26 protein-coding genes and 2 pseudogenes are annotated in these 26711 nt (G+C 70.5%); 13 read left to right on the plus strand and 15 right to left on the minus strand.

The window, feature by feature from the left end:
• Positions 1 to 118 precede the first annotated feature (118 nt).
• Positions 119 to 1828, plus strand: a complete 1710-nt coding sequence (locus D7X99_RS18360; RefSeq protein WP_121778900.1) for a GTPase — start codon at positions 119 to 121, stop codon at positions 1826 to 1828.
• 174 nt (positions 1829 to 2002) lie between these two features.
• On the opposite strand, the pseudogene D7X99_RS44285 reads toward D7X99_RS18360, so the two are convergent.
• A pseudogene (locus D7X99_RS44285) lies at positions 2003 to 2455 on the minus strand (M23 family metallopeptidase); the annotation flags it as partial.
• A gap of 380 nt (positions 2456 to 2835) precedes the next feature.
• Between D7X99_RS44285 and D7X99_RS18370 the strand changes: the two are divergent.
• From D7X99_RS18370 to D7X99_RS18405, 7 genes are all read left to right on the plus strand, one after another.
• The gene (locus tag D7X99_RS18370; RefSeq protein ID WP_121778901.1) at positions 2836 to 3474 is read left to right on the plus strand and encodes a TetR/AcrR family transcriptional regulator; all 639 of its coding nucleotides are present in this window, start codon (positions 2836 to 2838) and stop codon (positions 3472 to 3474) included.
• Positions 3475 to 3494: 20 nt separating this feature from the next.
• Positions 3495 to 4394, plus strand: coding sequence for a sterol desaturase family protein (locus D7X99_RS18375; protein WP_120574808.1), 900 nt, complete (start codon positions 3495 to 3497; stop codon positions 4392 to 4394).
• 180 nt (positions 4395 to 4574) lie between these two features.
• The gene (locus D7X99_RS18380; protein ID WP_121778902.1) at positions 4575 to 6164 is read left to right on the plus strand and encodes a glucose-6-phosphate isomerase; all 1590 of its coding nucleotides are present in this window, start codon (positions 4575 to 4577) and stop codon (positions 6162 to 6164) included.
• Between the two features lie 61 nt (positions 6165 to 6225).
• Positions 6226 to 6447: a hypothetical protein gene (locus D7X99_RS18385; protein ID WP_120574806.1), complete on the plus strand. Its 222-nt coding sequence runs from the start codon at positions 6226 to 6228 to the stop codon at positions 6445 to 6447.
• A 1013-nt stretch (positions 6448 to 7460) separates the two neighbouring features.
• Positions 7461 to 8042, plus strand: coding sequence for an SAM-dependent methyltransferase (locus D7X99_RS18395; protein ID WP_121778903.1), 582 nt, complete (start codon positions 7461 to 7463; stop codon positions 8040 to 8042).
• A gap of 55 nt (positions 8043 to 8097) precedes the next feature.
• Positions 8098 to 8868 (plus strand): SDR family NAD(P)-dependent oxidoreductase, encoded by a 771-nt coding sequence (locus D7X99_RS18400; RefSeq protein ID WP_121778904.1) that lies wholly within the window; start codon positions 8098 to 8100, stop codon positions 8866 to 8868.
• A gap of 42 nt (positions 8869 to 8910) precedes the next feature.
• A complete protein-coding gene (locus D7X99_RS18405; protein ID WP_169826432.1) occupies positions 8911 to 9438 on the plus strand; it encodes a hypothetical protein in 528 nt (175 codons plus the stop codon).
• On the opposite strand, the gene D7X99_RS18410 is transcribed toward D7X99_RS18405, so the two are convergent.
• From D7X99_RS18410 to atpG, 10 genes are all read right to left on the minus strand, one after another.
• Positions 9428 to 10459 (minus strand): cytochrome d ubiquinol oxidase subunit II, encoded by a 1032-nt coding sequence (locus D7X99_RS18410; protein WP_121778905.1) that lies wholly within the window; start codon positions 10457 to 10459, stop codon positions 9428 to 9430. The genes D7X99_RS18405 and D7X99_RS18410 overlap by 11 nt on opposite strands.
• Complete coding sequence (locus tag D7X99_RS18415; RefSeq protein WP_233613509.1) at positions 10449 to 11789, minus strand: cytochrome ubiquinol oxidase subunit I; 1341 nt, start codon at positions 11787 to 11789, stop codon at positions 10449 to 10451. The genes D7X99_RS18410 and D7X99_RS18415 overlap by 11 nt, the downstream gene beginning before the upstream one ends.
• Before the next feature lie 36 nt (positions 11790 to 11825).
• Entirely contained in the window at positions 11826 to 12323 is a 498-nt protein-coding gene (locus tag D7X99_RS18420) for a hypothetical protein (protein WP_121778907.1), read from the minus strand.
• A complete protein-coding gene (locus tag D7X99_RS18425; protein WP_120574800.1) occupies positions 12320 to 12724 on the minus strand; it encodes a phage holin family protein in 405 nt (134 codons plus the stop codon). Before D7X99_RS18425 ends, D7X99_RS18420 begins: the two co-directional genes overlap by 4 nt.
• 183 nt (positions 12725 to 12907) lie before the next feature.
• Entirely contained in the window at positions 12908 to 13939 is a 1032-nt protein-coding gene (locus D7X99_RS18430) for an ADP-ribosylglycohydrolase family protein (RefSeq protein WP_121778908.1), read from the minus strand.
• Between the two features lie 430 nt (positions 13940 to 14369).
• A complete protein-coding gene (locus tag D7X99_RS18435) occupies positions 14370 to 14639 on the minus strand; it encodes a hypothetical protein (protein WP_120560928.1) in 270 nt (89 codons plus the stop codon).
• Positions 14640 to 14777: 138 nt separating this feature from the next.
• Positions 14778 to 15182, minus strand: a complete 405-nt coding sequence (locus tag D7X99_RS18440) for a F0F1 ATP synthase subunit epsilon (RefSeq protein WP_120560927.1) — start codon at positions 15180 to 15182, stop codon at positions 14778 to 14780.
• Between the two features lie 29 nt (positions 15183 to 15211).
• Positions 15212 to 15763 carry a hypothetical protein gene (locus D7X99_RS18445; protein WP_121778909.1) on the minus strand — a complete coding sequence of 184 codons (552 nt, stop codon included), beginning with the start codon at positions 15761 to 15763 and terminating at the stop codon, positions 15212 to 15214.
• Positions 15764 to 15775: 12 nt separating this feature from the next.
• Positions 15776 to 17221 (minus strand): F0F1 ATP synthase subunit beta, encoded by a 1446-nt coding sequence (gene atpD, locus D7X99_RS18450; protein ID WP_120560925.1) that lies wholly within the window; start codon positions 17219 to 17221, stop codon positions 15776 to 15778.
• Positions 17222 to 17550: 329 nt separating this feature from the next.
• Positions 17551 to 18447, minus strand: coding sequence for an ATP synthase F1 subunit gamma (gene atpG, locus D7X99_RS18455; RefSeq protein ID WP_121778910.1), 897 nt, complete (start codon positions 18445 to 18447; stop codon positions 17551 to 17553).
• 272 nt (positions 18448 to 18719) lie between these two features.
• Here atpG and D7X99_RS18460 point away from each other — a divergent pair, with 272 nt between their 5' ends.
• Positions 18720 to 19367 (plus strand): vancomycin high temperature exclusion protein, encoded by a 648-nt coding sequence (locus tag D7X99_RS18460; protein ID WP_169822710.1) that lies wholly within the window; start codon positions 18720 to 18722, stop codon positions 19365 to 19367.
• Between the two features lie 114 nt (positions 19368 to 19481).
• Positions 19482 to 19757 (plus strand): hypothetical protein, encoded by a 276-nt coding sequence (locus D7X99_RS18465; RefSeq protein ID WP_120577195.1) that lies wholly within the window; start codon positions 19482 to 19484, stop codon positions 19755 to 19757.
• A 102-nt stretch (positions 19758 to 19859) separates the two neighbouring features.
• Here the strand turns inward: D7X99_RS18465 and D7X99_RS18470 are convergent, their stop codons facing one another.
• Positions 19860 to 21233: an SMI1/KNR4 family protein gene (locus D7X99_RS18470; protein WP_121778912.1), complete on the minus strand. Its 1374-nt coding sequence runs from the start codon at positions 21231 to 21233 to the stop codon at positions 19860 to 19862.
• A 215-nt stretch (positions 21234 to 21448) separates the two neighbouring features.
• Here D7X99_RS18470 and D7X99_RS18475 point away from each other — a divergent pair, with 215 nt between their 5' ends.
• Positions 21449 to 21808 carry a co-chaperone YbbN gene (locus D7X99_RS18475; RefSeq protein WP_121778913.1) on the plus strand — a complete coding sequence of 120 codons (360 nt, stop codon included), beginning with the start codon at positions 21449 to 21451 and terminating at the stop codon, positions 21806 to 21808.
• Between the two features lie 4 nt (positions 21809 to 21812).
• Here D7X99_RS18475 and D7X99_RS18480 read toward each other — a convergent pair whose 3' ends face one another.
• Both D7X99_RS18480 and D7X99_RS18485 read right to left on the minus strand, forming a co-directional pair.
• Positions 21813 to 23678 (minus strand): ABC transporter ATP-binding protein, encoded by a 1866-nt coding sequence (locus tag D7X99_RS18480; RefSeq protein WP_121778914.1) that lies wholly within the window; start codon positions 23676 to 23678, stop codon positions 21813 to 21815.
• Positions 23679 to 23715: 37 nt separating this feature from the next.
• Positions 23716 to 24672, minus strand: coding sequence for a universal stress protein (locus D7X99_RS18485; protein ID WP_233613506.1), 957 nt, complete (start codon positions 24670 to 24672; stop codon positions 23716 to 23718).
• A 459-nt stretch (positions 24673 to 25131) separates the two neighbouring features.
• Here D7X99_RS18485 and D7X99_RS43155 point away from each other — a divergent pair, with 459 nt between their 5' ends.
• Positions 25132 to 25293 (plus strand): hypothetical protein, encoded by a 162-nt coding sequence (locus D7X99_RS43155; protein WP_169828131.1) that lies wholly within the window; start codon positions 25132 to 25134, stop codon positions 25291 to 25293.
• Between the two features lie 86 nt (positions 25294 to 25379).
• Here the strand turns inward: D7X99_RS43155 and D7X99_RS18490 are convergent, their stop codons facing one another.
• A complete protein-coding gene (locus D7X99_RS18490; RefSeq protein WP_121778915.1) occupies positions 25380 to 25589 on the minus strand; it encodes a CsbD family protein in 210 nt (69 codons plus the stop codon).
• A gap of 302 nt (positions 25590 to 25891) precedes the next feature.
• Between D7X99_RS18490 and D7X99_RS18495 the strand changes: the two are divergent.
• Positions 25892 to 26711: pseudogene (locus D7X99_RS18495) on the plus strand (methyl-accepting chemotaxis protein); the annotation flags it as partial.

Here is a 26711-nt window from a genome sequence, read left to right on the forward strand (position 1 = left end):
TCCCTCGCCGTCCAGGGAGGGGCCGGTGAGCGCGAGCAGCGGGGGAATGCACGCTGGCGCACCGTCACCGCACATCCCGGTAGCCAGCACGCGCGCCTCACGCCACGCTGGCCCTTCCGTGGACGACACCCGCCTTCCCGACCCCGAAGCCCTCCGCCCGCTGCTCACCGACGCGCTGACGCTGCCCGCGCTCCAGCCGCATGGCCCGCGCCTGGAGCGGCTGCTGGAGGACTACGCGCGAGGCGTGGCCCGGAAGGACGCACCGCTCGTCGTCGCGCTCGTGGGCGCCACCGGCGCGGGCAAGTCCACCCTGCTCAACGCCCTCTCCGGACAGTCCCTGTCCCGTGAAGGCGTGGACCGCCCCACCAGCACCATCTCCACCCTCTTCGCGCCGGAGGGCACGCCCACGGAGGAGTTGGCCCGCACCGGCGCGCGCGTCGTGCGCTACACGCCCGGCCCGCAGGGGCTGTGGAGCGGTCAGGTCTTCATCGACACGCCGGACCTCAACAGCGTGGCCACCGCGCACCGCGACGTCGCGCGCGCCGCGCTGGACAAGGCGGACGTGGCGCTCGTCGTCATGCACCGGGGCAGCGTCGCGGAGGCCACCCAGGTGGAGTTCCTCACCGAGTTCGCCCGCCGCCGCGCGCTCGTCTTCATCCTCAACTTCGCGGACGAGCTCTCCGCCGAATCCCGCGACGCGCTGAAGTCCCAGGTCCGCCGCGTGGCCACGCAGCACTACGGACTGGCCGCGGAGGATGTGCCCGTCTTCGCCATCAGCGCGCGCGCCGCGAAGGACGGCCAGGACGTCTCCGGCGAGTTCGGGCCGCTCCTCTTCCACCTGCGCGGGCTGGCCACCCAGGCCGTCGCCGCGCGCGTGCGCCACACCAATGCACTGGGCGCGCTGGAGGAGTTCGCCTCCACCGTCCAGACAGCGCTCAACGACACGGACGCACTGCTCGCGAAGACGCGCACCGCGCTGGACGCGGGGCTCGCGCGCGCGGCGGAGTCGCTCCAGGCGGACTTCGACGCGCGGCTGTCCCTGGCCCACGGGCACCTGGCGTCGGAGGTGCGCCGTCAGGCCGCGGGGCGCTTCTGGGGCCCGGCCGCGTGGGGGCTGCGGTTGTCATTGTGGGGAGCGTCCGGCATGGGCGTGGGTGCGCTCGTCGCGCGTCGCAGCCTGCCCGCGGGGCTCGCGGTGGCGGCGGCCTCCACGGTGGTGGACGCGGTGAGGGACCGCACCCGCGCTCGCGCCGCGGAGGTGGCCGTGGTGGAGCCCTTCGAGGACGACTTCCTCGCGGAGTCCGCCGCGCGCACCGCCCTGGCGGAGGCGCGCAGCGTGGCGCGCACGCAGGGGCTGGAGGCGGAGCGCCTGGGCGTGCCGGACGTGGAGGTGATGCTGGCGGAGCTGCGCATGGCCCGCGCGGGCGCCTGGCGCTACACGGCCTCCACCGCCGTCGCGGAGGCCGTGGCCCGCTGGTGGCGCACGGCCCGGTGGCTGGTGTTGCCGCTCATCAACCTGCCCCTGCTCGCACTGCTGGGGCACGTGGGTTACCGCGTGGTGCGCGGATACGTCGAAGGCCCCCTGTTGCCGTTGGAGTACTTCCTCAACGCGGGGGCCTTCTTCGGGTTGCTCGCGGGCGCCGGAGCGCTGCTCGCGTCAGCGAGTCTCGTCGGAGCCGCTCGCCATGCGGGGAGAGCGGGCCGGGGGCGTTTTGTCGAGGCCCTCGCCGCCCTGGGCAGGAGGCTGGGAGAGGCCGTCGATGATGGCCTTGGCACCGGGCGGCAGGCCGCGCGACGCATCCTGGAGCGGATTCGCGCTGTCGGGTGACATGGACATGACGGCCTGGCCCGGCAGGTGGACGCCACCGTTGGAGGCCATCATCGGCTGCGCGGAGTCCCTGCACAGCGGCGCCGACACCAGCGTCTCACGCACCGGATCGCCAAAGCCCGCGATGCGCGCGGGCACGGAGGGGTTGTTCCACCCGGCGCCCTGCTCCTTGGCGACCTTGAAGTGCAGGTGCGCGCCGCACGCCCAGCCCGTCGCGCCGGAGAAGCCGATGAGCTGGCCCTCCTTCACGCGCTCACCGGCCTTCACCACCACGGCGCTGAAGTGCAGGTACTGCGTCTCCAGCCCGTCGCCGTGCGAGATGACGACGTAGTTGGCCAGCGGCGCGAACTGCTCGCCGCACCCGCCCTGCTTGCTGTCACCCCGCGCCATGCGCACGACGCCGTCGTGCGACGCCACGATGGGAGTGCCTTCCGGCATGCGGAAGTCCCACGCGAACGTGTCGTTGTGCTGGTGACTGCCAGTCTCATGGCCCTGGCTCACCGTATAGATGCGACCACACGCGAAGGGCACGCCTACCTCAGGCATGTTCGCGGCCGCCTTGGCGGCGGGAGGGAGGGCAGGAGCCGAAGCGAGGAGGGAGCCGACGAGAAGAGCGGTAATGGTCATATCGGGGCGCGCGGACAACCGGCACAAGGGCTTGCGCTATTTCCTCGGGATTTTCGCTCAGTCCCGAACGGATCACTAGCAGCCGAGCCTCGCCCCGCTCCGTCCCAAGGGGGCGACCCTTGACCACACTCCAGAGGGGAAATGGCTCAAAAGCATAGGAGCGCCTGTCTCCCTGTCTGCTCAGTTGGCAGGCGCTGTGCCTCTCAACCCGTGACGCTCCAATCCCTGTCACCCGTCCAGATGTAAAGGCAGACGCCCGCCTGCTCGAACGCTCCACGGGCAGGCTTTGGCCGGCCCCTGTCCCGCGATCACCCGTCGGCTCGCGGATAGCCCCAACAAAGTGACTGGTCACTTTTTAAGTGAACGGTTATCCTCCCGGTATGCCCCCGAAGTCCTCCTCCAGGAAGGCCTCGGCGCCGGTGCGCCGCACGCAGGCGGAGCGCCGCGAGTCGACGCGCCGCAAGCTGCTGGACGCCACCATCGAGACGCTGGTGGAGCAGGGCTATGCGCGATTGACGACGGTGGAGGTGGCGAAGCGGGCGGGGGTGTCGCAGGGCGCGCTCTTCACGCACTTCGAAACGAAGGAGGAGCTGCTCGCGGTGGCGGTGGAGCACCTCTTCCCCCGCCTCATCCAGGACTTCCTCGCGGGCGTGGGAGCGCGTCCGTCCGGGAAGGACCGGGTGGGGGCGGCGGTGGACATGCTGTGGACCGCCTACCAGCGGCCGGAGTTGCAGGCCGCCATCGAGCTGTACGTCGCGGCGCGCACCAGCCCGGAGCTGCAGAAGGCGCTGGCGGTGGTGGACGGTCCGCACCGCCAGAACATGCACCGCGTGGCGCGCGAGCTGTTCCCGGACGTGGCCGCCACGCACCCGGACTTCGACGGTGTGGTGGAGCTGGCGCTGGACGCGGTGCAGGGCGCGGCGGTGGGCGGCGCGGCCCGCCCGGAAGACCCCGCGCACCGCCGCATGTTGGACACGCTGGCGCGCTTCATGCGCGTCGCGTTCGCACCCAAGGATTGATTCGCAGGAGGTCAGCAGCCATGGACATGACGCACATCCCCGACCTCATCACCCCGGCCATCCCGGTGTTCGTCATCACCGTCATCGCCGAGGCCCTCTGGGTGCGGAAGCTGCGGCAGGAGCGCGGCGAGAGCATCAAGGGCCACACGTGGAAGGACACGTTCGCCAGTCTCTCCATGGGCCTGGGCAACGTGGCGGTGAGCGTGTTCTGGAAGGGCGTGGCGTTCGCGGGCTACGCGGCGCTCTACCACCTGACGCCGCTGCGCATGGGCCACGGGCTGGTGGCGTGGGTGCTGCTCTTCTTCCTGGAAGACCTCTGCTACTACGCCTTCCACCGCGTCCACCATGAGAGCCGCCTCTTCTGGGCGTCGCACGTGGTGCACCACTCCAGCCAGCACTACAACCTGTCCACGGCGCTGCGGCAGACGTGGACGCCGATGACGGGCTGGGTGTTCTGGGTGCCGCTGGCGCTGCTGGGCTTCTCCCCGGAGATGATCGTCACGCAGCAAGCCGTGAGCCTGCTGTACCAGTACTGGATCCACACGGAAGCGATTGACCGCCTGCCGCGCCCGGTGGAGTGGCTGTTCAACACGCCGTCGCACCACCGCGCGCACCACGCCTCCAACGCGGCCTACATCGACGTGAACTACGCGGGCATCCTCATCATCTGGGACCGCCTCTTCGGCACGTTCGTCCCGGAGACCGAGCGCCCCATCTACGGGCTGACGAAGAACCTCACCACGCACAACCCGGTGCGCATCGCGTTCAACGAGTTCGCCGCCATCGCGAGGGACGCGGCCCGCCCGGGACCGTTGAGCCAGCGGCTGGGCTACATCTTCCGCAACCCGGCCTGGAAGCCCAAGGGGGCGCTGCCGCCGTCGGAGTCCCCTCCCGTGGAAGCCGCGCCCTCGGCACCGTAGGGCCCGCGTCCTTCCGGGTGGAGGACAGCCTGGGGGTGGAAGCGACGTCCAGGCGACGTCCAGGCAACGGGGACCGCGACATCGTTGCGTCCGCGCCGTGCGGGCCTTGCTACGGTGCGCCGCGACGGTTCTGGCGGGCGCCGCGCATGAGGACGGCGCCCCTTGCAAGGGAGTCGGGTCATGACGGAGCGCGAGTTGTGGGAGCGGTACCAGCGGCACCTGTGCGTCGTCCCCTCCGTGGGGCTCACGCTGGACATCTCCCGCATGAACTTCGGCGCGGACTTCCTGGACGGGATGCGCTCGCGCATGGACGCGGCGTTCCAGGCCATGGACGCGCTGGAGAAGGGCGCCGTCGCCAACCCGGATGAGAAGCGCCGCGTGGGCCACTACTGGCTGCGCGCCCCGGAACTGGCGCCGGAGGCGGAGCTGAAGACGGCCATCACGGACATGCAGGCCCAGGTGGCCGCGTTCGCGAAGGACGTGCACGCGGGCAAGGTGAAGCCCGTGAAGGCGCAGAAGTTCACGCAGGTGCTGATTGTCGGCATCGGCGGTTCGGCGCTGGGCCCGCAGCTGGTGTCGGACGCGCTGGGCAGCGGCCGGGACGCCATGCAGGTGCACTTCCTGGACAACACGGACCCGGACGGGATGGACCGGGTGCTCAACGGCCTGGGCGAGCGGCTGGCGGAGACGCTCACCGTGGTCATCAGCAAGTCCGGCGGCACCAAGGAGACGCGCAACGGCATGCTGGAGGCGGAGGCCGCCTACAAACAGCGCGGCCTGGACTTCGGCGCGCACGCGGTGGCGGTGACGGGCGACGGCAGCGAGTTGGATACCTACGCCAAGGGCCACAAGTGGCTGCGCACCTTCCCCATGTGGGACTGGGTTGGCGGGCGCACGTCGGTGATGTCGGCGGTGGGGCTCTTGCCGGCCTGGTTGCAGGGGCTGGACGTGGACGGCTTCCTCGCGGGCGCGAAGGACATGGACGCGGCGACGCGCGGGCATGACGCGGCGGCGAACCCGGCGGCGCTGCTCGCGCTGATGTGGTTCCACGCGGGCGGCGGCAAGGGCCAGAAGGACATGGTCATCTTGCCGTACAAGGACCGGCTGATGCTGATGTCCAAGTACCTCCAGCAGTTGGTGATGGAGTCCCTGGGCAAGGAGCTGTCGCTGGACGGCAAGGTGGTGAACCAGGGCATCGCGGTCTACGGCAACAAGGGCTCCACGGACCAACACGCCTACGTGCAGCAGCTGCGCGAAGGCGTGAACAACTTCTTCGCGACCTTCGTGGAGGTGCTGAAGGACCGGGACGGCAAGTCCCTGGCGGTGGAGGGTGAGAACACCAGCGGCGACTACCTGCTGGGGTTCCTGCTGGGCACGCGCCGGGCGCTGTTCGAGAAGGGCCGCGAGTCGATGACGCTCACCGTGCCGGACGTGAGCGCGCGCACCGTGGGAGCGCTGATTGCGTTGTACGAGCGCGCGGTGGGCCTCTACGCGAGCCTCGTGAACATCAATGCCTATCACCAGCCGGGCGTGGAGGCGGGCAAGAAGGCCGCGGGGCGCGTGCTGGAGCTGCAGGACAAGCTGCTCTCGAAGCTGAAGACGGCGAAGGCGGAGGCGCGGTCGGCGGATCAGCTGGCGCAGGACATCGGCGCGGCGGATGAGGTGGAGACGGTGTTCAAGCTGCTGCAGCACCTGTCCGCGAACGGCGACCACGGCGTGAAGCGCACGGGCGGCGCGCGTCCGGCGGAGGCACGCTTCCAGGCTGGATGACAAATCATTGCCCGGCGGGGCAATGCCTGACGGTTCCAGGCCACGGCTAGCCTGGACCGTCATGGGCCGAGCACACGCGGTGGGGCTGTGGCTGTGCGTCCTGGGCGGGCTGGCGGCATGCCCGGAGGTGCACCGCCCGGGCGGCAAGCTGGACCGGGCGGCGCACAAGGACGCGTTGGAGCAGATACCGGACTCGAGCTGCACCTCGCGCGACTACCAGCGCCTCTGTCCCCGTGACACCGAGCCGAGCGAAGAGTGCATCGAGCTGTGTGGTGGACCATGACGCGGCCCTGGCACGTGTCCATGAGCCTGGTGGCCTGCCTCGTCCTCCTGGCCCCCGCACTCTTCGTCCTCCAGCAGGTGCGGGAAGCGAGTGCGACACCCATGCAGGAACCGGAGGGCCTGGTCCCCATGCTGACCTACGACGAGCGGATGCGGCGGGTGACCTACCACTACACCTGCTTGAAGCAGACCGACTGTGAGGCCCCTCTCGTCTGTTACCGCGACGTCCGCTTCCGGCGCTATTGCACGGACAGCGCCTGCACGACCGACAGCCAGTGCCCCGAAGGGCAACGATGCACGAGCCTGCCGGTCTCCAGTGCGGGCGAAGTCCTGGTCAGGCTCTGCGCGCTCGTGGGCATTCGCCAGGAGGGAGAGCCCTGCTTGGAGACCGCTTTCGATGCGACCTCCGCATGCAGGGCGGAGTTCGAGTGCGTGGGGAGGGATGGCTACTGTGCTCGTGCCTGCACCCCCGGCCAACCCGGGACGTGTTCGGAGGGATTCTTCTGCGCGGACGTGAAGCCGAAGCCCTCGTGTCTCCCCACCTGTGAGAAGCGCGGCTGCCCTCAGGGGGAACGCTGTGTCCCGTTCGAGGAGGGCACCTCCATCTGCGCATCCATCCATGGTCCGAACTGCCTGGACACCCCCTGTCCCGAGGGCCGCAAATGCCGAGTGTTCTCGAGCTCGGAGTTCCCGGGCAAGGTCTGGGCGGAGTGCCTCCATCGCTGCTCCGCCACGAATCCGACGTGCGGCGAAGGCCAGGTCTGCGATGGCTTTCACTGCCTCCAGGCCTGTGACCCGAATGGCCCCAATCCCTGCGCCGACGGCTTTCACTGCGACCGGCGGGGCAAGGAACTCCCGTGGTCCTGTCAGCCAGACTACTGGCACGGCGGCTGATCACCTCCCGACGCTCGGACTGCCCCAGGGTCGACACCTTCACGGCCCCGGGCGCACGGGATGTGGAGGGCCCAGACGGGTCCCATCGTGAGGATTCGACATCCTCCAGGACCCCTCTCGATGAAATCTTCACCCGCCTTCCTGCTGGCCCCTCCCCTCCCGACTCAAGAAGCCGAAGACCCGTGGCCCTTCGCCGCGCACGGCTGCGTGCGCAGCCGCGATGACGTCACCCTGGCCTCGCTCCCCCGCGCGCGCTACCGCTCCGCCCTGGAGATTGGCGGCGCCATCGGCCTGCTCACGGAGAAGCTCCAGGCGCGCTGTGACGCCCTGCTCTCCGTGGAGACCTCCGACTCCGCCCAGGCCCGCGCCATCCACCGCTGCCGCCACCTGTCTCACGTGCGCTTCCAGCGGATGAACGTGCCGGAGCGCTACCCCGAGCAGACCTTCGACCTCACCCTCGTGTCCGGGCGCGGCGCCTACTGGAGCCTCCCGGAGCTGGCCCTCGCGCAGCAGCGCATCCTGGAGCACCTGGAGCCCGGCGGGCACCTGGTCCTCGTGCACTGGACCGGCCAGACGCGCGACATGCGCTGCAGCGGCCACGAGGTCCACGACGCCTTCCGCCGGCTCACCCCCAGGCGCCTGCACCACCTGCGCGGCGAGCTGGAGGGCACCTGGCGCCTGGACGTCTTCGAACGGCTTTGAACGCCCAGGTGAATCCCGTCCCCACCCGGCCCGGCCCAGCGGTAGAAGGGACGGCATGGAACTCGGAATCACGGGAAAGACGGCGCTCGTCACCGGCAGTAGCAAGGGCATCGGGCGGGCCATCGCCATGGTGCTGTCGCGCGAGGGCGCCCGGGTGTGCGTGTGCGCGCGCCACCCGGAGGCGCTGGAGGTCCTCGCGAAGGAGCTGCGCTCCGAGGGCGCCCAGGTGGCGACAGTGGTCACGGACGTGGCCACGCAGGAGGGCGCGTACCTGGCGGTGGACTCCGCGGTGCGCGCCTTCGGTTCGCTGGACATCCTGGTGAACAACGTGGGCGGCAGCGGCGGCGCGGGCGCCTTCGACGCGGCCAGCACCCAGCAGTGGAACGACGTCTTCCAGCGCAACGTGATGTCCGCCGTGTGGTGCAGCCAGCGCGCGGTGCCGCTGATGCGCCAGCGCGGCGGCGGCAGCATCGTGCACATCAGCTCCATCTTCGGCCGCGAGTACGCCACCAGCGCGCCCTACAGCGCGGCCAAGGCGGGCCTCATCGCGCTCACCAAGGAGATGGCCGTGGACCTGGCGTCCCACCGCGTCCGCGTCAACTCCGTGGCCCCGGGCTCCATCTTCTTCCCCGGCGGCAGTTGGGACCGGCGCAATCAGCACGACCCGGAGGCGGTGTCCAAGATGGTGCGCGAGCAGATTCCCTGGGGCCGCTTCGGCACGCCCGAGGAGGTGGCGGACGTGGTCGCCTTCCTCTGCTCCGAGCGGGCGAAGTGGGTGACGGGCTCCACCGTCCCCGTGGACGGAGGCCAGGGCCGTGCCTACTGAACCCGGTTGCGGTATGGAGTCCGCGCGAATGAGGCCAACGCATTGCTGAAGCTCTACATGAAGGACGGCGACACCCTCCGCTACTGGGAAGCCTGGGAGCACGAGGGTGTCGTCACGGTGCACTGGGGCACCGTCGGTGATGGAGGCGAGCAGAAGACCGTTCCCGTCCCCCCGGACGAGGACCCCGACATGGTCATCGCCCAAGAGGCCGAATCCCTGGTGGACGCCGGCTACGACGAGCCCGAGCCGGACGCCATGGCCGTGCTGCTCGTCGAATACGCCGTGCAGGGCAAGGGCACCGGCCACGACTTCGAGCAGCGCAGCGCCGTGGAGGAGTTGCTCACGGACGCGCTCGGCTGGACGGGCAACGGCGAGGTGGAGGGCGGCGAGACGGAAGAGGGCGTCATGCGCGTGCACTGCCGCGTGATGGACCCTGACAGCGCCGCGCGCACCGTGGTGGAGGCCCTGGACTCGGAGGACCTGCTCGAAGGGGCCCGCGTGCTGGTGGCGCGAGGCGACGAGAAGCCCCGCGTCGTGCACCCGCCGCTGTTCCCCGTGCTCAAGTCGTAGGCGTTTCCGGCGCCTGGGGAGCCTGGCCCCGGGGACCGAAGACGCGGAACAGCAGCACCAGCGACGGCCCCACCGTCACCAGTCCCACCCCGAGCGCCACCAGGAGCAGCCGCTGCACCACCGGCTGCGCCGCGGCGCTCTGGAGCGTCAGGTTCGGGTAGACGAGGTACGGCGCCTGCGAAACCGCCCACCCCAGCACGATGAGCCCGCCCTGCGTGGCCGCCGCCACCCGCGCGGCCCGGAAGCGCCGCGTCCACAGGAGCGCGAACGCCGTCACCGCCGCCACCGCGGTCCCCACATGCAGTGCCAGCGCGAACGGCGTCTGTAGCAAGCCCGTCCACACCCGGGGCGCGCCCTCGCGCGACAGCAGCAGGGCGGCCAGGGCCAGAGGGAACAGGAGCCCGCCCGTCACCAGCGCCCGGCGCCGGAAGTCCTCCGCCAGCTCCGGCGTCCGCGCCTCATGCGTGAGGTACACGGCCGCCAGGAACGCGAACAGGCCCAACGTCAGCACGCCCACGGACAGCGCGAAGGGCGACAGCCACGACGCGAAGAAGCCGCTCACCACCGCGTGCCCCTGCATGCGGATGGCGTCGCTGGCCACCGCGCCCACGCACATGCCCAGCAGCAGCGGCGCCACCACGCTCGCCACGCTGAACACCACGCCCCAGCGGCGCTCCACCGCGTCCCCGCGCGTGTCGTAGGCGCGGAAGGTGAACGCCGTGCCCCGGAACACGATGCCCAGCACCAGCAGCGTCAGGGGCACGTGCAGCGCCACGCTCAGCGCCGCGAAGGCGCGCGGGAAGCCGCTGAAGAGCAGCACCAGCCCGACAATGAGCCAGACGTGGTTCACCTCCCACACCGGGCCGATGGCGCGGGCGATGAGCGCGCGCTGCTCCGCCTTGCGAGGCCCCCGCGCCAGCAGGTCCCACACCCCACCGCCGAAGTCCGCCCCGCCCAGGAGCGCGTACAGCACGAACGTGCCCGCCATCGCGAGCCCCAGCACCGTCGTCTCAATGGGCATGGGCCACCTCGCCATCCGCGGCCGCGCCGGGCCCCTTGGGCAGCGTGCCCGCCACCTGCCGCCAGAGCACGAAGAGCACCGTCACCCCGAGGAACAGATACACCGCCGTGAAGGTGAAGAACGGCGCGGCCAGGTGAGGCACCGGCGTCACCGCCTCGCCCGTGCGCATCACGTCGCGGACGATCCACGGTTGCCGGCCCCACTCCGTGACGAGCCACCCCGCCTCCAGCGCCACCAGCCCCAGCGGCCCCGCCCAGAGCCACGCGCGCATCATCGCCCTACCGTGCGGCCACTCGCGGCCCCGCCACCTGCGCCACAGCGTGGCCAGCGCCAGCAGCGCCATCAGGCTGCCCGTGCCCACCATCACCTGGAAGGCCATGTGCACCTTGGCCACCGGCGGCCAGACGTCGCGGGGGAACTCGTTCAGGCCCTTCACCTCCGCGTCCGGATCCGCGAACGCCAGGATGGAGAGCCCCTTCGGCAGGTCGATGGCACCCGACACCGTGCCCGTCTCCACGTCCGGCCATCCGCCCACCTTCAGGGGCGCGCCCGACTCCGTGTGGAAGTGCGCCTCCATCGCGGCCAGCTTCACCGGCTGCTCGCGCGCCACGTGCTTCGCGGACAGGTCCCCCACCAGCGGCTGCGCGAGCGCGGTGATGCACGCGAGCGGCAGCGCGATGGACAGCGCCTTCTTGTGGAACGCGGCGCCTGGGTGCCTCAGCAGGATGAAGGCGTGGATGCCCGCCATCGCGAACGCGCTGGCCTGGTAGCAGGACAGGAGCACATGGGCCGTCTGGTACTGCCAGCCGGGACTGAACATCGCCACCAGCGGCTGCACGTCCGTGGGCCCAGACGGCGTGGGCGTGAAGCCGGACGGGTTGTTCATGAACGTGTTCACCAGCGTGACGAAGAACGCGCTCGCCGCGCCGCTCACCGCCACCATCACGCCGCTGAACAGGTGCAGGCCCGGCGACACGCGCTCGCGGCCGTACAGGTAGATGCCCAGGAAGATGGCCTCGGTGAAGAAGGCCACGCCCTCCAGGCTGAAGGGCAGGCCAATCACTTCGCCATAGCGGCCCATGAACTCCGGCCACAGCAGGCCCAGCTCGAACGAGAGCACCGTCCCGCTCACCGCGCCCACCGCGAACAGGATGGCGGTGCCCTTGGCCAGCTTCTCGCTGAGCTTCCGGTAGTCCGCGTCCCCCGTGCGCCGGTGCTTCAGGTCGCTCAACACCATCAGCACCGGCAACGCCACGCCGGCCGCCGCGAACACGATGTGGAACGCGAGCGAGAGCCCCATCTGCGCGCGCGCATAGAGCAGGTCCGTCATGGACATCAGTCTGCTTTATGCGCGCATTTTTCGCATTCAGTATTTCTTATCTTTGTCCGCAGGCACCTTGGCGATGGCCCGCGAGGGCACCAGGGTCTGGATGGAGTTGCGGGCCACGGCGGTGGCGAGCGAGGTGGCGAAGATCATCACCATCTTGCGTCCCAGCTCCGCGCCCAGCGGCTTGTCCTCGATGCTGGTGGCCAGGCGGTCCGGGTGGGCCCAGGCGCGCTCCAGGGCCTTGCGGCGCTGGCGGCGCACGCGCTCGTCGTGGTGGCGGGCGCGGTAGATGGCGAGGCCCACGCCCAGGCCCACCGCCACCAGGGCGGCGGCGCCCACGGTGAGGAGCAGGTCCTTGTTCTGGTTGACGTGGTAGCGCACGTCCGTGGCGCGGGTGCGCCGGCGGTCCAGCTCCTCCAGGGTGAGCAGCAGCTCGTCGCGGATGCGGTCCGCGGTCTGCTCCACCTGCTCGCGATCACCCATGCGCTTGGTGATGGCGTGGTCGACGTGCGCTTCGGTCTCGGGTGCCTGGCTCATTGCAGCGTCTCCCGGGTCATCTGGAGGTCCGTCTTCAAGCGCTCCTGGGTGTGGACCAGCGGCTTCTTGGGAATCCGCTTCGTGCCCAGGAACAGGAGGAGGCCGGCCACGGCCAGCAGCACCGCGCCCACGATGAGCACGCCCACGGCGGCCCCCAGGGGCAGCGCCAGGCCCAGCGCGACGAAGAGCACGGCCAGCGACGTGAGGGCCAGCACGGCTCCGGCGCCCAGGAAGATGCCCGCCAGCTTTGCCGCCTGCAGCTCCTGCTTCAGCTCCTTCTTGGCGTGCATCACCTCCGCCTTCACCAACAGGCGGGTCTCCGACAGCGCGTGCCGGATGAGTTCGGGGGTGGAGAGCGTCTCCAGCTGGCTTCGCTCCAGGCGTTCTGATTCGAGGTCCACGACCGTGCCTCCGACAGGATGACTTCCAGGGCACCACCGCCGAACGCCTGCCTGGCGTCCCGGCTGCCCCGGTCTGTCCTCAAGGTGGTCAGGAAGGGTGTGTGGGAGAAGTCCCGCCGCACACCCCATCCACGTCCGGCTGCCTGCCTGGTGCCCCCACCCTCCCGGGCGGAGCGAGCGAGGCTAGCGGCGGGTCTTCTGGTGCGCGATGGCCGTGGCCAGCGTCTCGCGCACCTGGCGGGCCCGGAACAGGCGGTCCGCGGTGTCCAGCAGGTTCTCCGCGTACAGCACCTGCTTGCGCAGGCGGGCCGGGATGGCGCGGGTGCCCAGGTGCGCGCCCAGCAGGGCGCCCGTGAGGGCCGCGGCCACGTCCGCCTCGCCGCCGCAGCGCAGCGTGAGGACCACGGCCTCCCGGAAGTCGTGCGGCACCTTCAGCGTCGCGTACAGCGACGTGAGCAGCACCGGCACCACGTGGCACGGCAGGCCGTCCACGCCCTTCAGCTCGCTGGGGGGCACGCCCACCTTGCGCAGCTGGTTGAGCGCGCGCTGGGTGTCCCAGGTGAGCAGGCGCGGCAGGTGGCGGATCTCCTCCGCCAGGTTCTTGTCGTGCACGGCGGCGGACAGCGCCAGGGCCTCGCAGAAGGCCGCGGGCGTGAGGGCCTCCTGCTCCATGCCCAGCGCGACGGCCTGCGCGAACGCGGCGGCGGCGGCGGCGCAGACCGGGTCCTTGTGCGTGATGACGGTGAGCACGCCCGCGTCGTGCGGCAGGCGCGCGCGCTGGCCGCTTTCGAAGAGCCCCACCACCAGCGCGCGGCTGAGCACCGACGGGCACCGGGTGCCCAGGGGCGCGCCCGCGCTCATCCACGGCGTGCCGCTCGCAAGGCGCTGCAGCGCTTCCGACAGGCTGCGCGGCGGCTGGAGGATGATGCCCTCCTGCCACAGCCACGCCAGGTGCAGCGCCGCGCTGCGGCCGTCCACCTTGCCCTCGCGGATGACGCTCTCCGCGGACGCGAGCAAGAGCTGCGTGTCGTCGCTGAACTGGCCCTTCGCGAACTTGCCGCGCGGCCGGGGCGCGAAGTCCTCGGCCAGGCCGGGCAGCCGCGCCAGGCTCGCCGGGGGGATGCCCCTCAGCGGAAAGCCGAGCGCATCCCCGATGGCGAGCCCCAGGAATGCCGCATGAAAACGGTCCTGGCGGTCTGCGGGAGTCAGCGGCATCGGAGGAGCAGAGGTTACCCGAGCCTCAGCCAAGGACGAGCACCGAGATGAACGCTGCGAGGGCGCGCGACGTGATGGCGGATCGATCATGGGGCCTTGACGTGCACGGAGTGGCCGCGGTGGAGCGCTGGACAAGAAAGGTCCCGCTGGATTGCACCACGCGCGTCGCCACTGTCCGCCTCCTCCGCCGTCACCACGGCGCAACCGGGGGCGCGGTAGCTATCGCATCCCGCTGCGTTTCAGCAAGCAGACGGGCCTGTTGAAACGCGCGAGCACGCGTGCATGTCCAACTTCGAATGCTGCGCATGGACCGAAAGGGACGCACGGGTGGCCGTGCGTGGGTGCGCAAGGCGCCGTGCGCGTGCGCTGCCCACGGGCTCAGGTGTTCACCTTGACGCGCGCGACTTCACTTCGTCCACGCGCGCGCGGATCACGCGTCGTCGCGGCCCAGGTTCACCACCGCCATCAATCGCGCCACCACGGCCTCCGCGCCCTGGTGCAGCCGCGTGCCGTCCCACAGCGCGGGGGACGTGTGGCCGCCGCGCTCGCGCCAGTCCTTCTCCACCTCTTCGTAGGTGAGGTTGCGGAAGCGCACGCGGTCCTCCAGCGCGTGGTCCGTGACGAAGCGGCGCGCGGTGGCGGATGGCGGATCCGCGATGCGGTGGAACAGCTCCAGGACGGGCGACTCGGGCGTGCTCATGACTTGAGCCGCATCATGCGCCGTCCGGGCCCCGGAACGCGAAAAGGGTGGAGCGCCGGCCCCCGTGCCTTGGGGGCTTCGGAACTCCACCCTTCCGGTGCTGCACGCGCGCCCGGGAAGGGGCGCGCGGGTGAAAGCCTAGCGGGACTCGGAGGCGCTGATGCGCGCGGCCTCGCGGCGCACCGCGGCCTGCTCCAGCGCGTAGCGCGCGTCCGCGGCGTTCAGGTCCTTGAGGCGCGCCTGGGCCTCTTCCATGCGGCGGCGGGCACCCGCGACGTCGATGCCGTTGACGTGCTCGGCGGCGTCCGCCAGCACCAGCACCTTGTCGTTGCTCACCTCCACGAAGCCACCGGCCACGAAGTAGCGGTCCTGCTTGCCCGCCTCGATGAGGGTGAGCGTGCCCGGCTCCACCAGCGACAGGAACGGCGTGTGGCCGGGACGCACGCCGAACAGGCCCTCTCCGCCCGGCACGATGGCCTCGTCGGCCTGCACGGACAGGATGCGCTTCTCGGGGGTGACGATCTCGACAGTCAGCTTGGCCATGAAGGTCCTCGTGCTACCGCACTACCGCATCAGAAAGTCAGCCGCTGGGTCTTCACGCCCACCGGCTCGAACTCCACCACCCCGGCGTCCGTCAGGCGCGGGCCCTTGCCCGGGACGCCCAGCGTGCCTTCCAGCCACTTGAGGTGGTGGGCCATCTGCCGCACTTCCGACAGCTGCTTCGTCGTCATCAACTCCGTCAGCCGCCGCTCCTGGAGCTTCTGCCCGGTGCGGTCGAACTGGGCGGCTACCATCACCCGCGCCCACGCCAGGCTCTGGCCCTTCGTCCTCTTCTTGCTGGGGAGCGGCTTGCCCTTCTCCACCAGCGGGTAGAGCACCCAGACCTTCTCCCCGTCGTTGGACGCGAAGTAGAGGTCGTCCACCGTCCCCACGCACACGTCCGCCGACCAGAGAGGCCCGCTCTCCTTGAGCATCTCCAGCCGGCACTTCCCCACGCCCACGTCCACCGAGCGGACGCTGTAGAGGCCGTTCGCGCTCACCCGTGCCCGGCTGCCGCGCTCCTCCGCCAGGGCGGAAGACGCGGCACCACAGACGAGCAAGGCGAGCGCGACGGTCAGGCGCATGGGAGCTTTACCTTACGCCGCCGCCAGCCTGCTGGCCTTCTCCCGCGCCTCTTCGATGGTGCCCACCATGTAGAAGGCGGACTCCGGGAGGTCGTCGTGCTTGCCGTCCACGATCTCCTTGAAGCTGCGGATGGTGTCCTGGAGCTTCACGTAGCGGCCGTCCAGGCCCGTGAAGACCTTGGCGACGAAGAACGGCTGGGACAGGAAGCGCTGGATCTTCCGGGCGCGCGCCACGGACAGCTTGTCCTCTTCGGACAGCTCGTCCATGCCGAGGATGGCGATGATGTCCTGGAGCTCCTTGTAGCGCTGCAGGACACCCTGGACGCGGCGGGCCACGGAGTAGTGCTCGGCGCCCAGCACGTCCGCGGACAGGATGCGGCTGGTGGAGTCCAGCGCGTCCACGGCGGGGAAGATGGCGAGCTCCGCGATGGAGCGGCTGAGCACCGTGGTCGCGTCCAGGTGGGCGAACGCGGTCGCGGGGGCCGGGTCCGTCAGGTCGTCCGCGGGCACGTAGATGGCCTGCACGGAGGTGATGGAGCCCTTGGTGGTGGAGGTGATGCGCTCCTGCAGGCCGCCCATCTCCGTGGCGAGCGTGGGCTGGTAACCCACCGCGCTGGGGATGCGGCCCAGGAGGGCGGACACTTCCGAGCCGGCCTGGGTGAAGCGGAAGATGTTGTCCACGAAGAGGAGCACGTCACGGCCCTCCACGTCGCGGAAGTACTCCGCCATGGTCAGCGCGGAGAGGGCCACGCGGGCGCGGGCGCCGGGCGGCTCGTTCATCTGGCCGTACACGAGGACCGCCTGGCTCTTCTCCAGGTTGTCGGTCTGGATGACCTTGGTCTCCTGCATCTCGTGGTACAGGTCGTTGCCTTCGCGGGTGCGCTCACCGACGCCGGCGAACACGGAGAAGCCGCCGCGCTCCACGGCCACGTTGCGGATGAGCTCCTGCAGGAGCACCGTCTTGCCCACGCCAGCGCCGCCGAACAGGCCGATCTTGCCACCACGGGTGTAGGGGGCGAGCAGGTCGATGACCTTGATCCCGGTCTCGAACATCTGCACGCGCACGTCCTGCTCCGTGAAGGGCGGGGGCGCGCGGTGGATGGGCCAGTACTCGGTGGCGTTCACCGGGCCCATTTCGTCCACCGGCTCGCCGGTGACGTTCATGATGCGGCCCAGGGTGGCCTTGCCCACCGGCACCTGGATGGGGGCGCCCGTGCTGCGCACCGGCATGCCGCGGCCCAGGCCCTCGGTGGAGTCCATGGCGATGCAGCGCACGGTGTTCTCGCCCAGGTGCTGCGCCACCTCGATGGTGAGGTTGTCCTTCTCCGCGCCCAGGTTGGGGTTGGTCAGCTTGAGGGCGGCGTACACCTCAGGGAGCCCGCCGGGCGGGAACTCCACGTCGACCACGGGGCCGAGAACCTGCGTGATCTTGCCAGTCGTCGGGACTTGAGCGCTCATGGGACTCCTCTGCCTTGTCTCGTGTGGCGAGCGGCCGGGGCGCCGCCGCCCGTCAGGAAATCGAACCCCGAAGAGGGGTGTGGGCGGGCCCCCTTTACCGGGGGGTGCCCGGCAGGGTCAAGCCTCCCGGGTCCGCGCACGTAAGTCCCGCTTAGCGGAGCGGTGCCCCGCACGCCAGTCCCTTGCTGTTTCCCTCTGTCCCGCCTGCCCGGTGGGGGGGCTGAGTGGGGGGCCTGGAAACACGAAGGGCCCGTGCTCCGGTCGCTCGTGGGAGCGCGAAGCATCGGGCCCTTGCGTCTGGAGCCGGGGACGGCCGGACGGGAGGCGGGCTACTTGAGGGCCTCGGCGCCGGAGACGATCTCCATGAGCTCCTTGGTGATGACCGCCTGGCGGGTGCGGTTGTAGAGCAGGGTGTAGCTGGAGATCATGTCCGTGGCGTTGTTGGTGGCGTTCTCCATGGCGCTCATGCGCGCGCCCTGCTCGCTGGCCACGCTCTCCAGCAGCGCCCGGTACAGCTTGATGTTCACCGCCTGGGGCACCAGCCGGTCCAGCACGGCCTGGCGGGACGGCTCATACTTGAAGTCCACCAGGGCGGGCGCGGCGGCCACGGTCTCCGGGGTGGGCTCGGCGGCGGCCTTCGCCGTGGCGGGCTGCAGCGGCAAGAGCTGCGACACGACCACGTTCTGGGTGATGGCGGAGACGAACTCGTTGTAGACGACGTAGACCGCGTCGACCTCGTCGTTGAGGAAGGCGGCGGACAGCTCTTCCGCGACGTTGGCGGCGGAGCGGTAGTTGAGCGTCGCGTACAGGCCGGCGAAGTCCTTGCGGATGGACTGGCCGCGGTTGCGGAAGAAGTCGTTGCCCTTGCGGCCCACCGTGGAGACGCGCACCTGGAGGTTGCTGTTCTCGTACAGGTAGCGGTTGGCGCGGCGGATGACGTTGGAGTTGAAGCCGCCAGCGAGGCCGCGGTCGGACGTGAGGAGCAGCAGCTCCACGCGGCGGATGGGGCGGGAGGCGAGCAGCGGGTGCGCCAGCTCCTGGTCGGCGGAGCGCACGGCCAGCTCGGAGATGATCTGCTCCAGCGTCTGCGCGTACGGGCGGGCGGCGAGGATGGCGTCCTGCGCCTTCCGGAGCTTCGCGGCGGAGACCATCTTCATGGCCTTGGTGATCTGCCGCGTGTTCTTCACCGAGCGGATGCGCTTGCGGATGTCGCGAAGGGACGCCATGGACCGGAAACTCCTCTGAGACGTGCGGCGCGCGCCCCGTGACAGCCCGGGCTGGCCATGAGGGACGGCGGGCCCCCTATATAGGCGGGGCGGGGGCCGGTCAACGGCGGGGTGCCCGGACGTAGCCCCCCTGCCGGCCTCCAAAGCCCGCCGCCACAGCCGTCCGGAGGCCGGGCGGGCGTGACCAGTTCCCGGCAGAGGGCCGCGGGTGGTGCTTTCCGACCGGGAGGCGCCGGAAGAGAATGGCCCTTTCCGACTGTTCCGCGGGGTCCATGAAGGCTGGCGGCACGACCAGGGTGTGGGTACGCAGGGGCCTGGGGCTGCTCGGGCTGGCCCTGGCCGTCCTGCTGGGTCTGTCCCACTTCGTGCGCCTGCGCTACCAGGGCCGCATCGTGCCGCTGGCGGTCGCGCCGGAGGCCCCCGTGGCCCTGGTGTTCGGGGCGGGGCTGGCGCCGGGCGCGGTGCCCTCGCCGGTGCTGGCGCAGCGGCTGGACGCGGCCATCGCGCTCTGGCGGCAGGGCAAGGTGCGGTCGCTGCTGGTGAGCGGGGACAACTCCGCGCCCTTCCACAACGAGACGCGGGCCATGCGGCGCTACCTGCTGGAGCACGGGGTGCCAGAGGACGCGGTGGTGGGGGACGAGGCGGGGCTGTCCACCTACGACAGCTGCCTGCGGGCGCACTCGGTGTTCGGCGCGAACCGGGCGGTGCTCGTCACGCAGCGCTTCCACCTGTCGCGGGCGCTCTTCATCGCCAATTCGGTGGGCATCGACGCGTGGGGCGTGGCGGCGGACGAGGGACGGGCGACTCCCTGGCGCTACACGGTGCGCGAGACGCTCTCCCGGGTGCTGGCGCTGGGGATGGTGCTGCTGGAGGTGAAGCCCGGCAGCACTGACGGCCAGCCGCCGACGGCTCCTCGCTGACGTGGGCCGGGCCCGCCAGGCAGGCGGGCGGCGTCCATTGCCGCTCGCGTCCGGGGGGCCCATTTTCGTGGGGACACGGAAGCTTTTCTCAACCGTCCCTGTCGAGGAGACCCCATGAAGTTCAACAAGCTCGGAGACGAGGATGTGGGCGAGTCCACCTCGCTGCGCCACCGGAACCCGGACACCGGAGAGGATGAGATCAACATCACGGACCAGGACCTGGCGCTGTCGCCCCCCATGGAGGAGGAGGCGGACGCGCGGGACATCCTGCCGGATCAGATCCAGCGCTTCGGCCGGGGGGATGAGGAGGAAGAGGAGCGCGAGCTGACCGCGCAGCCCGACGAACCCGGCCCGCGCGCCCAGTCGCCGGACCTGCTGCCCGAGGGGTAGCCGGGTCCAGCAATCGGGTGCGGCGTAAGAACAGGGCGCGTCCCAGGACATGGGACGCGCCCCTTGTTTCAGGTGGGGCCTCCGAGGGAGGCCCCGTGCGGCTCAGGACCGACGGCGCGAGGACTTCTTCGCGGCGGCCTTGCCCGTGGCCTTCTTCGCGGCCCCGCGCGTGGATGCGCCCTTCTTCGCGACGGCGCCACGCTTCGGAGCAGCGCCCTTCTTGGCGGCGGCCTTCTTCGCGGTGGCACCCTTCTTCGCCGCGGCCTTCTTCGCAGTGGCGCCCTTCTTCGCGGCAGCCTTGCCCGTGGCCTTCTTCGCGGTGGCACCCTTCTTCGCGGCGGCCTTCTTCGCGGTGGCGCCCTTCTTCGCGGTGGCGCCCTTCTTCGCGGCAGCCTTGCCCGTGGCCTTCTTCGCGGTGGCACCCTTCTTCGAGGCGGCCTTGCCCGTGGCCTTCTTCGCGGCCCCACGTGCAGGCGCGGCCTTCTTCGCGGCGCCCTTCTTGCCGGCAGCCTTGCGCGCTCCCGCCCTGGTGGAGCCGGCTTCGCTCGGCGCCTCCGCTTCGACGGCTTCGGCCTTCTTCGTGGCGGCCTTGCCCGTGGACTTCTTCGCGGGGGCGGACGGCGTCTCGGCGACAGTCTTCTCGCGGCGGGCCTTCTTCACGGCGGGGCGCTTGGGCTCGGGCTCCTCGAACAGCTCCTCCTGTTCGGTGGGCTCGGCCTCCTCCTCACCGGTGTCCTCGGCCAGTTCCTCCTCCAGTTCCTCCTCGCCGGACACCTCGGCCTCCCCGGCTTCGAACTCGTCGGCGGGCTCCGCGGCTTCGAGTTCCTCCTCCTCGTCCTCACCCGCGTCACGGGCCAGGGCAGCCAAGGCGCTCGAGTAGTCGCCGCCACGCCCAGAGGGAGCCTCCTCGTCCTCCGCCGCCTGCGCGGCCGCACCAGAGAGCGCGCCCTGGAGCACGGCGTTCATGGCGCGCGCGAAGGTCCGCTCCCCGAAGCTCTCCACCTCTTCCACGGGCGGAATCAGCACCTCGAGCATGTCCTTGAGCGCGCGGTACAGCCGCATCTCCTTCTTCTCGCCGTCCCAGGTGCCGAAGACCCAGGTGTCCCCGTCCAGCGCGTCCACCCAGCCGGGCAGCGGCCCACCGCCGTCCCCCTGCTCCTCCATCGCGGACTTGCGCGCGACGAACAGGTGCCGGTGTGCCCCCTTCAGCCCGAAGCGCCACACGCCCGCCGCGGGCAGACCCACCACCATCAGCCGGGTCTTCTCCAGGACGCTGGGCTCCCCCTCGTCGCCACGCAACGGGAACAGCCGCACCTCGCCCTGGAACTCACCGCCGTTGAGCGCCTGGTACAGGTCCCCCAGGTCCTCGGGGAACGGGACGCCGCACTCTGTCTCCGCGCGGCGGACCTCCTCCGCCAGCACACCCACCGAGGTCGCCTTCGCCGACTTGCGCAGTGCCTCCAACCACTCGTGCATGACCCCTCCACGACATCGACAGCCACCAGGGCTCGCACCTTACGGCGCCTTGGGCCCCCGTGAGCAGTGTGCATGTCGGGTTTCGTCCACCCGACGCCCTGTAGACATATCTGGACAACCTGACACGCCCGCCCCCTCCGTCCCTCCTGGCCGCCTGCCCCGGGTCCAGGCGACCCTGATGGAAGCCCGTCCCCCCGGGCGTTAGGAAGGGCGCCATGGCGCATCCCGTAAGCATCGAGGCGACGACCGAGACCTTCGACTCGCTCGTCATGGAGCCCCGCGACGAGCTGGTGGTGGTGGACTTCTGGGGCCCCGGCTGCCCGAACTGCGACATCTACGCCGCCGCCGAACCCGAGCTCCTCCAGGAGCTGGACGGCGCCCCCATGCGCGTCGTCAAGGTCAACGCCTACGAGCACGAGGCCCTGGCCACCCGCTTCGGCCTGTACGGCATCCCCACCTTCCTGCTGTTCCGCGACGGGAAGCTCTTGGGGAAGATGAGCCAGTACTACGGCAAGCCGTACTTCCTGGGCGTCATCCGGGACCACCTGCCCGGCGGCGCCAAGGCCCAGGCCTGAGCCCTCAGTCCCGGTAGCCGCGCGCCTGCAGCCGGAACAGGTGCGCGTACCGCCCGTCCAGCGCCATCAGCTCGTCGTGGCTGCCCAGCTCCTGCACCGTGCCGTTGTGGAGCACGGCGATTTGATCCGCCATGCGCACCGTGGAGAAGCGGTGCGAAATCACGATGGCGATGCGGTCCGCGGCCAGCGCCTGGAAGCGCTCGAAGAGGGCGTGCTCCGCCTCCGCGTCGATGCTGGCCGTGGGCTCGTCCAGGATGAGCACCTCCGCGTCGTCACGCATGAAGGCGCGAGACACCGCCAGCTTCTGCCACTGGCCGCTGGACAGCTCCTGGCCCTTCTCGAACCAGCCGCCCAGCATCGTGTCGTACTGGCTCGGCAGCGTCGCGATGACGGAGCTCGCCCCGCCCTGCTCCGCCGCCCGTTCGATGGCAGGCCGGTCCTCCAGCGCGGGCACGTGTCCCAGGCCGATGTTCTCCGACACGCTGAACTGGTAGCGCACGAAGTCCTGGAACACCGCCCCGAAGCGGCCGCGCAGGTCGTCCGCGCCCATCCGGGCCGTGTCCACGCCGCCGTAGAGAATCTGCCCTTCGGTGGGCTCGTACATGCGCAACAGCAGCTTCACCAGCGTGCTCTTCCCCGCGCCGTTCTCCCCCACCAGCGCCAGCTTCTGGCCGGGCTTGAGCGTGAGGTTCACGTTGCGCAGCGCCCACGCGTCCTTGCCCGCGTAGCGGAAGGACACGTCGCGCAGCTCGATGGCGTTGCTCCTCCCGCGCGGCGGTGAGACGGCGGGCAGCACCCTCGGCGCGTTCTCCAACGTGGGGATGTCCAGGTAGGCGAAGAGGTTGCTCATGAAGAGCGCGTCCTCGTACATGGAGCCCACGCTGGTGAGGATGCCCTGGAACGCGGCCTGCCCCTGCCGGAACACGGCCAGGTACAGCACCATGTCACCCACGGAGATGCCGCCGTCCGCCGCGCGGCTCGCCACGAAGAGGTAGCAGCCGTAGAAGGCCGCCAGCGACAAGAGGCCCAGGCCCAGGCCCCACACCATGCGCTTGCGCGCGAGCGCCCGGTCCTCCGCGAAGAACTTCTGGAACAGGTCGCGGTAGCGCCCCAGCACCAGCGGCCCCAACCCGAAGAGCTTCACCTCCTTCACGGTGCTGTCGCGCGTGAGGATCCACTCCAGGTAGTTGAGCTTGCGGCCCTCCGGCGCGCGCCACGAGTACAGCCGGAAGCCCTCCGCCGCCAGCCGGGCCTCCGCGATGAACGCGGGGATGGACGCGGCGAGCAGCACCACCACGCTCCACGGCGACAGCGCCACGAGCAGCACCGCGTAGGTGGACAGGGTGATGACGTTGCGCACGATGCTGAACGCCTGCATCACCAGCGACAGCGGGCGCGCGTTCGCCTCCCGCCGCGCGTTCTGCATCTTGTCGTAGGTGTCCGAGTCCTCGAAGTGCTTGAGCTCCAGGTCCAACGCCTTCTGGAGGATGCGCTCGTTGAGCAGGTTGCCCAGGTGCGCGCGCAGGAGGTCCTTGGTGAGCGTGAGCCCCCGCTCCACCACCGCGGAGGCCACCATCAGCGCGAACTCCGTGGCCACCAGCCCCACCACGCGCGAGTTCGCCGCCACGTCGCCCTTCGCCGCGGCCACCACCGTGTCGACGATGAGCTTGCCCACCCACGCGATGCCCGCCGGCAACACCGCCGCCACCAGCGTGAGCACGCCGAGCACCACCGCGCCCCGGGGGCTCGCCCGCCAGAAGAGGTGGAAGGTGCCGGGCAGCTGCTTGAAGAGGACGCCCGCGTTCTTCAAGCGGGCCCGGAGCGATGGCGGTGTCGACGGCGTGGGAGCTGGCAAGGTGCCGCCCCTCATAACGCCTCGACGCCCGCCGCGCTGGACTTCCCTGCTTTCAGGAAGCCGGTGTGCCCCCGCCGTCCGGCAGGGCGGCGGGCGGGGCGGCGTGCCGCGAGATGAGCACGTCACAGCGCGAGTGCCGCAGCACGCCCTCCGTCAACGCGGTGGGCGGATTCGCGGAGGACATGCCCAGCGTGAGCAGGTCCGAGTCGCGATCCCAGGCCTCCGCGAGGATGCACTCGCAGGGGTCTCCGAAGCGCAGGCGGATCTCCAGCGCCCGGCCCGTCTCCCGGTACGGCGCCAGGAAGCGCCCGAGCGCCCTTCGCGCCGCGTCCTCGCGGTCCTCATGCAGCCGCAGCTGCTGCGTCACGGGGACATCCTCACGGCGCAGGGCCTCCTCCTCCTCGCGCAGGTCCACCACGTGCAGCACCTCGATGGGGGTCGAGGCCGGACACAGGCGCATCGTCAACTCCAGCGCGCGGCGGGACTCCCGCGAGAAGTTCACCGCGACGAGGGGCCGGTGATAGACGCGGCCCGGGTGCGGCATCACCACCAGCACGGACGCGTCCACCTCCCGCACCAGCCGCATCACCATGGCGTCCTCCGGCAGCGGCTTCGCCGGTGGGGGCAGGTGCGGCCAGCCCACCACCAGCACCTCCACGCCCTGGTCCTTCGCCAGCTCCGCCGCCTCGTGCGGCGCGTCACCGGTGCGCAGCTCCTCGCGCACGTCCACGTCCGGCCGCTGCCGCAGCCGCTTCGCCGCGGACGTCACCGACCGGCGCAGGCACTGCTCGCCGTCCACCGTCCCATCCGGGCCGGAGTGGCCATCCAACCGCGGGCTCACGTGCAGCACGCTGAAGGCCGCTCCGTGCGCGAGCGGAAGGCGCAGCGCACGGGCGAGCGCGAACTCGGACTGCAGGGAGAAGTCCAACCCCACCGCCACCCGCCGCAGCCCCCGCTGGGTGCGGAGGAAGCCGTCGGGCAGCAGGGGCAGACTCCTTCGGGAAGACACGTTTGGCCTCATCTTGACTCCCTTCCACCTCACCGCTGGACGCACCGCGCGGAAGGGCTGACCGCCTCACGCGGGCCCTCATGGACATACATTCAGCCCCGTCGGTGGATGTGCCACCCGTCTTTTGCGGGGACGCTGCGTCCGCAGCCTGGCGGCGGGGCACGCGAGCGGCTTGGGCCGGCGGGACGCTCCGGCGAGGGCAGGCGGGCAGGCCTTCCATCCTCTGGACGCCGTCCTGTTTCTGTAACGTTTTCAGGGCGCCGCACCGCTTCGTTCAAGGACTCCAGGGCAGGCGTGCGTTCAGGGCCGCCATTTCAACGGTTTGAGACGTTGACCGCCGGACCTTGGGGCAAGGGGGCACTTTCGGAGGCTCGGCCAGCCCTTTGCAAAGACCTCTGACCGGCCTCTCACGAGGCCATGGGCGGCGGGTCGGACGGCAGGTCGCAAGGGAGCGGGAACATGCGCGGGGTCATCACCGGACGTGAGGTGGCTGCCAACCTGGGACTCATCTACCGGGAGTTCGGAACAGCCTGTGTGTTGCGCTGTCTCTGGGTGATGCTCAGCGGGAAGTCCACCACCTTCCTGGAGGTGGCGTGTCCCTGCGAGAAGATGCGGCCGTGAGCACGCGTCACTGAAGACAGCTCGGGCCGCGGGAAGCACCAGCTTCCGCGGCCCGAACAGTTTCAACGGCGGTGTGAGATGGGTCGCTAGCGCTGATGCGGATCCGCGTCACCGCGACGCACTTCCTCGCGCTCGTCGACCTTGTCCTTGATGGCGTGCTTCACGTCCTCGACCACGCCCTTGACCTTGCCCTTGAGCGTGTCCGCCTTGCCTTCGGCTTCCAGCGAACGGTCGCCCGTCGCCACGCCCACGGTTTCCTTCACCTTGCCCTTTGCCTTGTCAGTCCACTCGCCCATGGCGTCCTCCTGACGTCGGTGTGTGAATCGTTGTGGAGGACAACGTGCGCACGTCATGGACGGGCGGCAGGTGACGGTGGCTCGTCCGCACGGTCGCCCTGCTCGGGCCGGGACAGGTCGGAATGTCAGGCAATGAACAATGCCCGGCGCGCGGTGAAACGACACGCGCCCTGCCCTCCCTACCCGTTGTGTCCCTGTTATTCGCGGAGACCCGGGAGTCTGGCTCACAAGACGACGACGTTGCATTGACGCATCCGCACTTCGCCCGCAGGCTTGAGCCGTTCGACCGGATCCGTCACCCGATGACACAGCCATCGCACCCTTCGACCCAGGCGCTGCTCTTCAAGCTGCTCTTGCTGCGCACGCTGGTCGTCACGGTGGCGGTGGCGCCGGCCATCTACGTCGACATGCAGCTGTTGGACGTGGACGCGAGCCACACGGGGTTCGTGCTGGGCGTCGTCACGCCCATCGTCATTGGCGGGCTGGCGCTGGTGGTGCCCATTGGGGCGGTGGGCGCGCTGTTGCGGTACGCGCTGGAGGCGAAGGCGAGTCCCGCGGAGCGGCTGAGGCGGCTGTTGCGGCTGCCGGGCGTGCTCACGTTCGTGGAGGCGCAGTCGGGCTGGTTCCTGGGCGGCATCTTCTTCAACGGCGCCATTGGTCTGGCGCTGGACCGGCCGCCGCGCGTCATCCTGGTGGGCGTGGCGGTGGCGATGAGCGCGGGGCTCTTCAGCGCGCCCATCATGTACATGCTCTACGAGAAGGCGCTGGCGGCGGTGACGCTGGAGGCGTTCCGCCGCGCGCCGCACGAGCGCCCCGCCGGCGAGGGGCTGTTCCTGCCCCGGCAGAGCTGGTTCCTGCCGGCCATCGTCGTGTCCGCGCTGCTGATTACGTGCATCACGAGCATCGCCACGTTGCAGCTGCGGCTGGAGAAGAACCTGTCGTCGCTGGCGGACGACCTGGAGCTGTCGGGCGAGTACCGGGGCGCGGCGCGGGTGCGCTCGCGCATCCAGCCGTTGCAGCGCGACCTGACGTTGCCGGTGGCGTTCCTGGGCGGGTTCGCGGCGCTGGGGGCCATCTTCACGGCGGCCTGGGCGGCGCGCCGGCTGGCGCAGGGGGCGAGGG

This window comes from Corallococcus sp. AB032C (assembly GCF_003668935.1).
Taxonomy (GTDB): domain Bacteria; phylum Myxococcota; class Myxococcia; order Myxococcales; family Myxococcaceae; genus Corallococcus; species Corallococcus exiguus.

Coding starts and splice junctions, on each gene's coding strand:
- atpD (WP_120560925.1), bottom strand. CDS start 17,221: ATGAGCGCTCAAGTCCCGACGACTGGCAAGATCACGCAGGTTCTCGGC.
- D7X99_RS18380 (WP_121778902.1), top strand. CDS start 4,575: ATGACGGAGCGCGAGTTGTGGGAGCGGTACCAGCGGCACCTGTGCGTC.
- D7X99_RS18420 (WP_121778907.1), bottom strand. CDS start 12,323: ATGAGCCAGGCACCCGAGACCGAAGCGCACGTCGACCACGCCATCACC.
- atpG (WP_121778910.1), bottom strand. CDS start 18,447: ATGGCGTCCCTTCGCGACATCCGCAAGCGCATCCGCTCGGTGAAGAAC.
- D7X99_RS18480 (WP_121778914.1), bottom strand. CDS start 23,678: ATGAGGGGCGGCACCTTGCCAGCTCCCACGCCGTCGACACCGCCATCG.
- D7X99_RS18435 (WP_120560928.1), bottom strand. CDS start 14,639: ATGAGCACGCCCGAGTCGCCCGTCCTGGAGCTGTTCCACCGCATCGCG.
- D7X99_RS18415 (WP_233613509.1), bottom strand. CDS start 11,789: ATGACGGACCTGCTCTATGCGCGCGCGCAGATGGGGCTCTCGCTCGCG.
- D7X99_RS18410 (WP_121778905.1), bottom strand. CDS start 10,459: ATGCCCATTGAGACGACGGTGCTGGGGCTCGCGATGGCGGGCACGTTC.
- D7X99_RS18370 (WP_121778901.1), top strand. CDS start 2,836: ATGCCCCCGAAGTCCTCCTCCAGGAAGGCCTCGGCGCCGGTGCGCCGC.
- D7X99_RS18440 (WP_120560927.1), bottom strand. CDS start 15,182: ATGGCCAAGCTGACTGTCGAGATCGTCACCCCCGAGAAGCGCATCCTG.
- D7X99_RS18445 (WP_121778909.1), bottom strand. CDS start 15,763: ATGCGCCTGACCGTCGCGCTCGCCTTGCTCGTCTGTGGTGCCGCGTCT.
- D7X99_RS18395 (WP_121778903.1), top strand. CDS start 7,461: ATGAAATCTTCACCCGCCTTCCTGCTGGCCCCTCCCCTCCCGACTCAA.
- D7X99_RS18490 (WP_121778915.1), bottom strand. CDS start 25,589: ATGGGCGAGTGGACTGACAAGGCAAAGGGCAAGGTGAAGGAAACCGTG.
- D7X99_RS18375 (WP_120574808.1), top strand. CDS start 3,495: ATGGACATGACGCACATCCCCGACCTCATCACCCCGGCCATCCCGGTG.
- D7X99_RS18400 (WP_121778904.1), top strand. CDS start 8,098: ATGGAACTCGGAATCACGGGAAAGACGGCGCTCGTCACCGGCAGTAGC.
- D7X99_RS18475 (WP_121778913.1), top strand. CDS start 21,449: ATGGCGCATCCCGTAAGCATCGAGGCGACGACCGAGACCTTCGACTCG.
- D7X99_RS18385 (WP_120574806.1), top strand. CDS start 6,226: ATGGGCCGAGCACACGCGGTGGGGCTGTGGCTGTGCGTCCTGGGCGGG.
- D7X99_RS18460 (WP_169822710.1), top strand. CDS start 18,720: ATGAAGGCTGGCGGCACGACCAGGGTGTGGGTACGCAGGGGCCTGGGG.
- D7X99_RS18470 (WP_121778912.1), bottom strand. CDS start 21,233: ATGCACGAGTGGTTGGAGGCACTGCGCAAGTCGGCGAAGGCGACCTCG.
- D7X99_RS18430 (WP_121778908.1), bottom strand. CDS start 13,939: ATGCCGCTGACTCCCGCAGACCGCCAGGACCGTTTTCATGCGGCATTC.
- D7X99_RS18465 (WP_120577195.1), top strand. CDS start 19,482: ATGAAGTTCAACAAGCTCGGAGACGAGGATGTGGGCGAGTCCACCTCG.
- D7X99_RS43155 (WP_169828131.1), top strand. CDS start 25,132: ATGCGCGGGGTCATCACCGGACGTGAGGTGGCTGCCAACCTGGGACTC.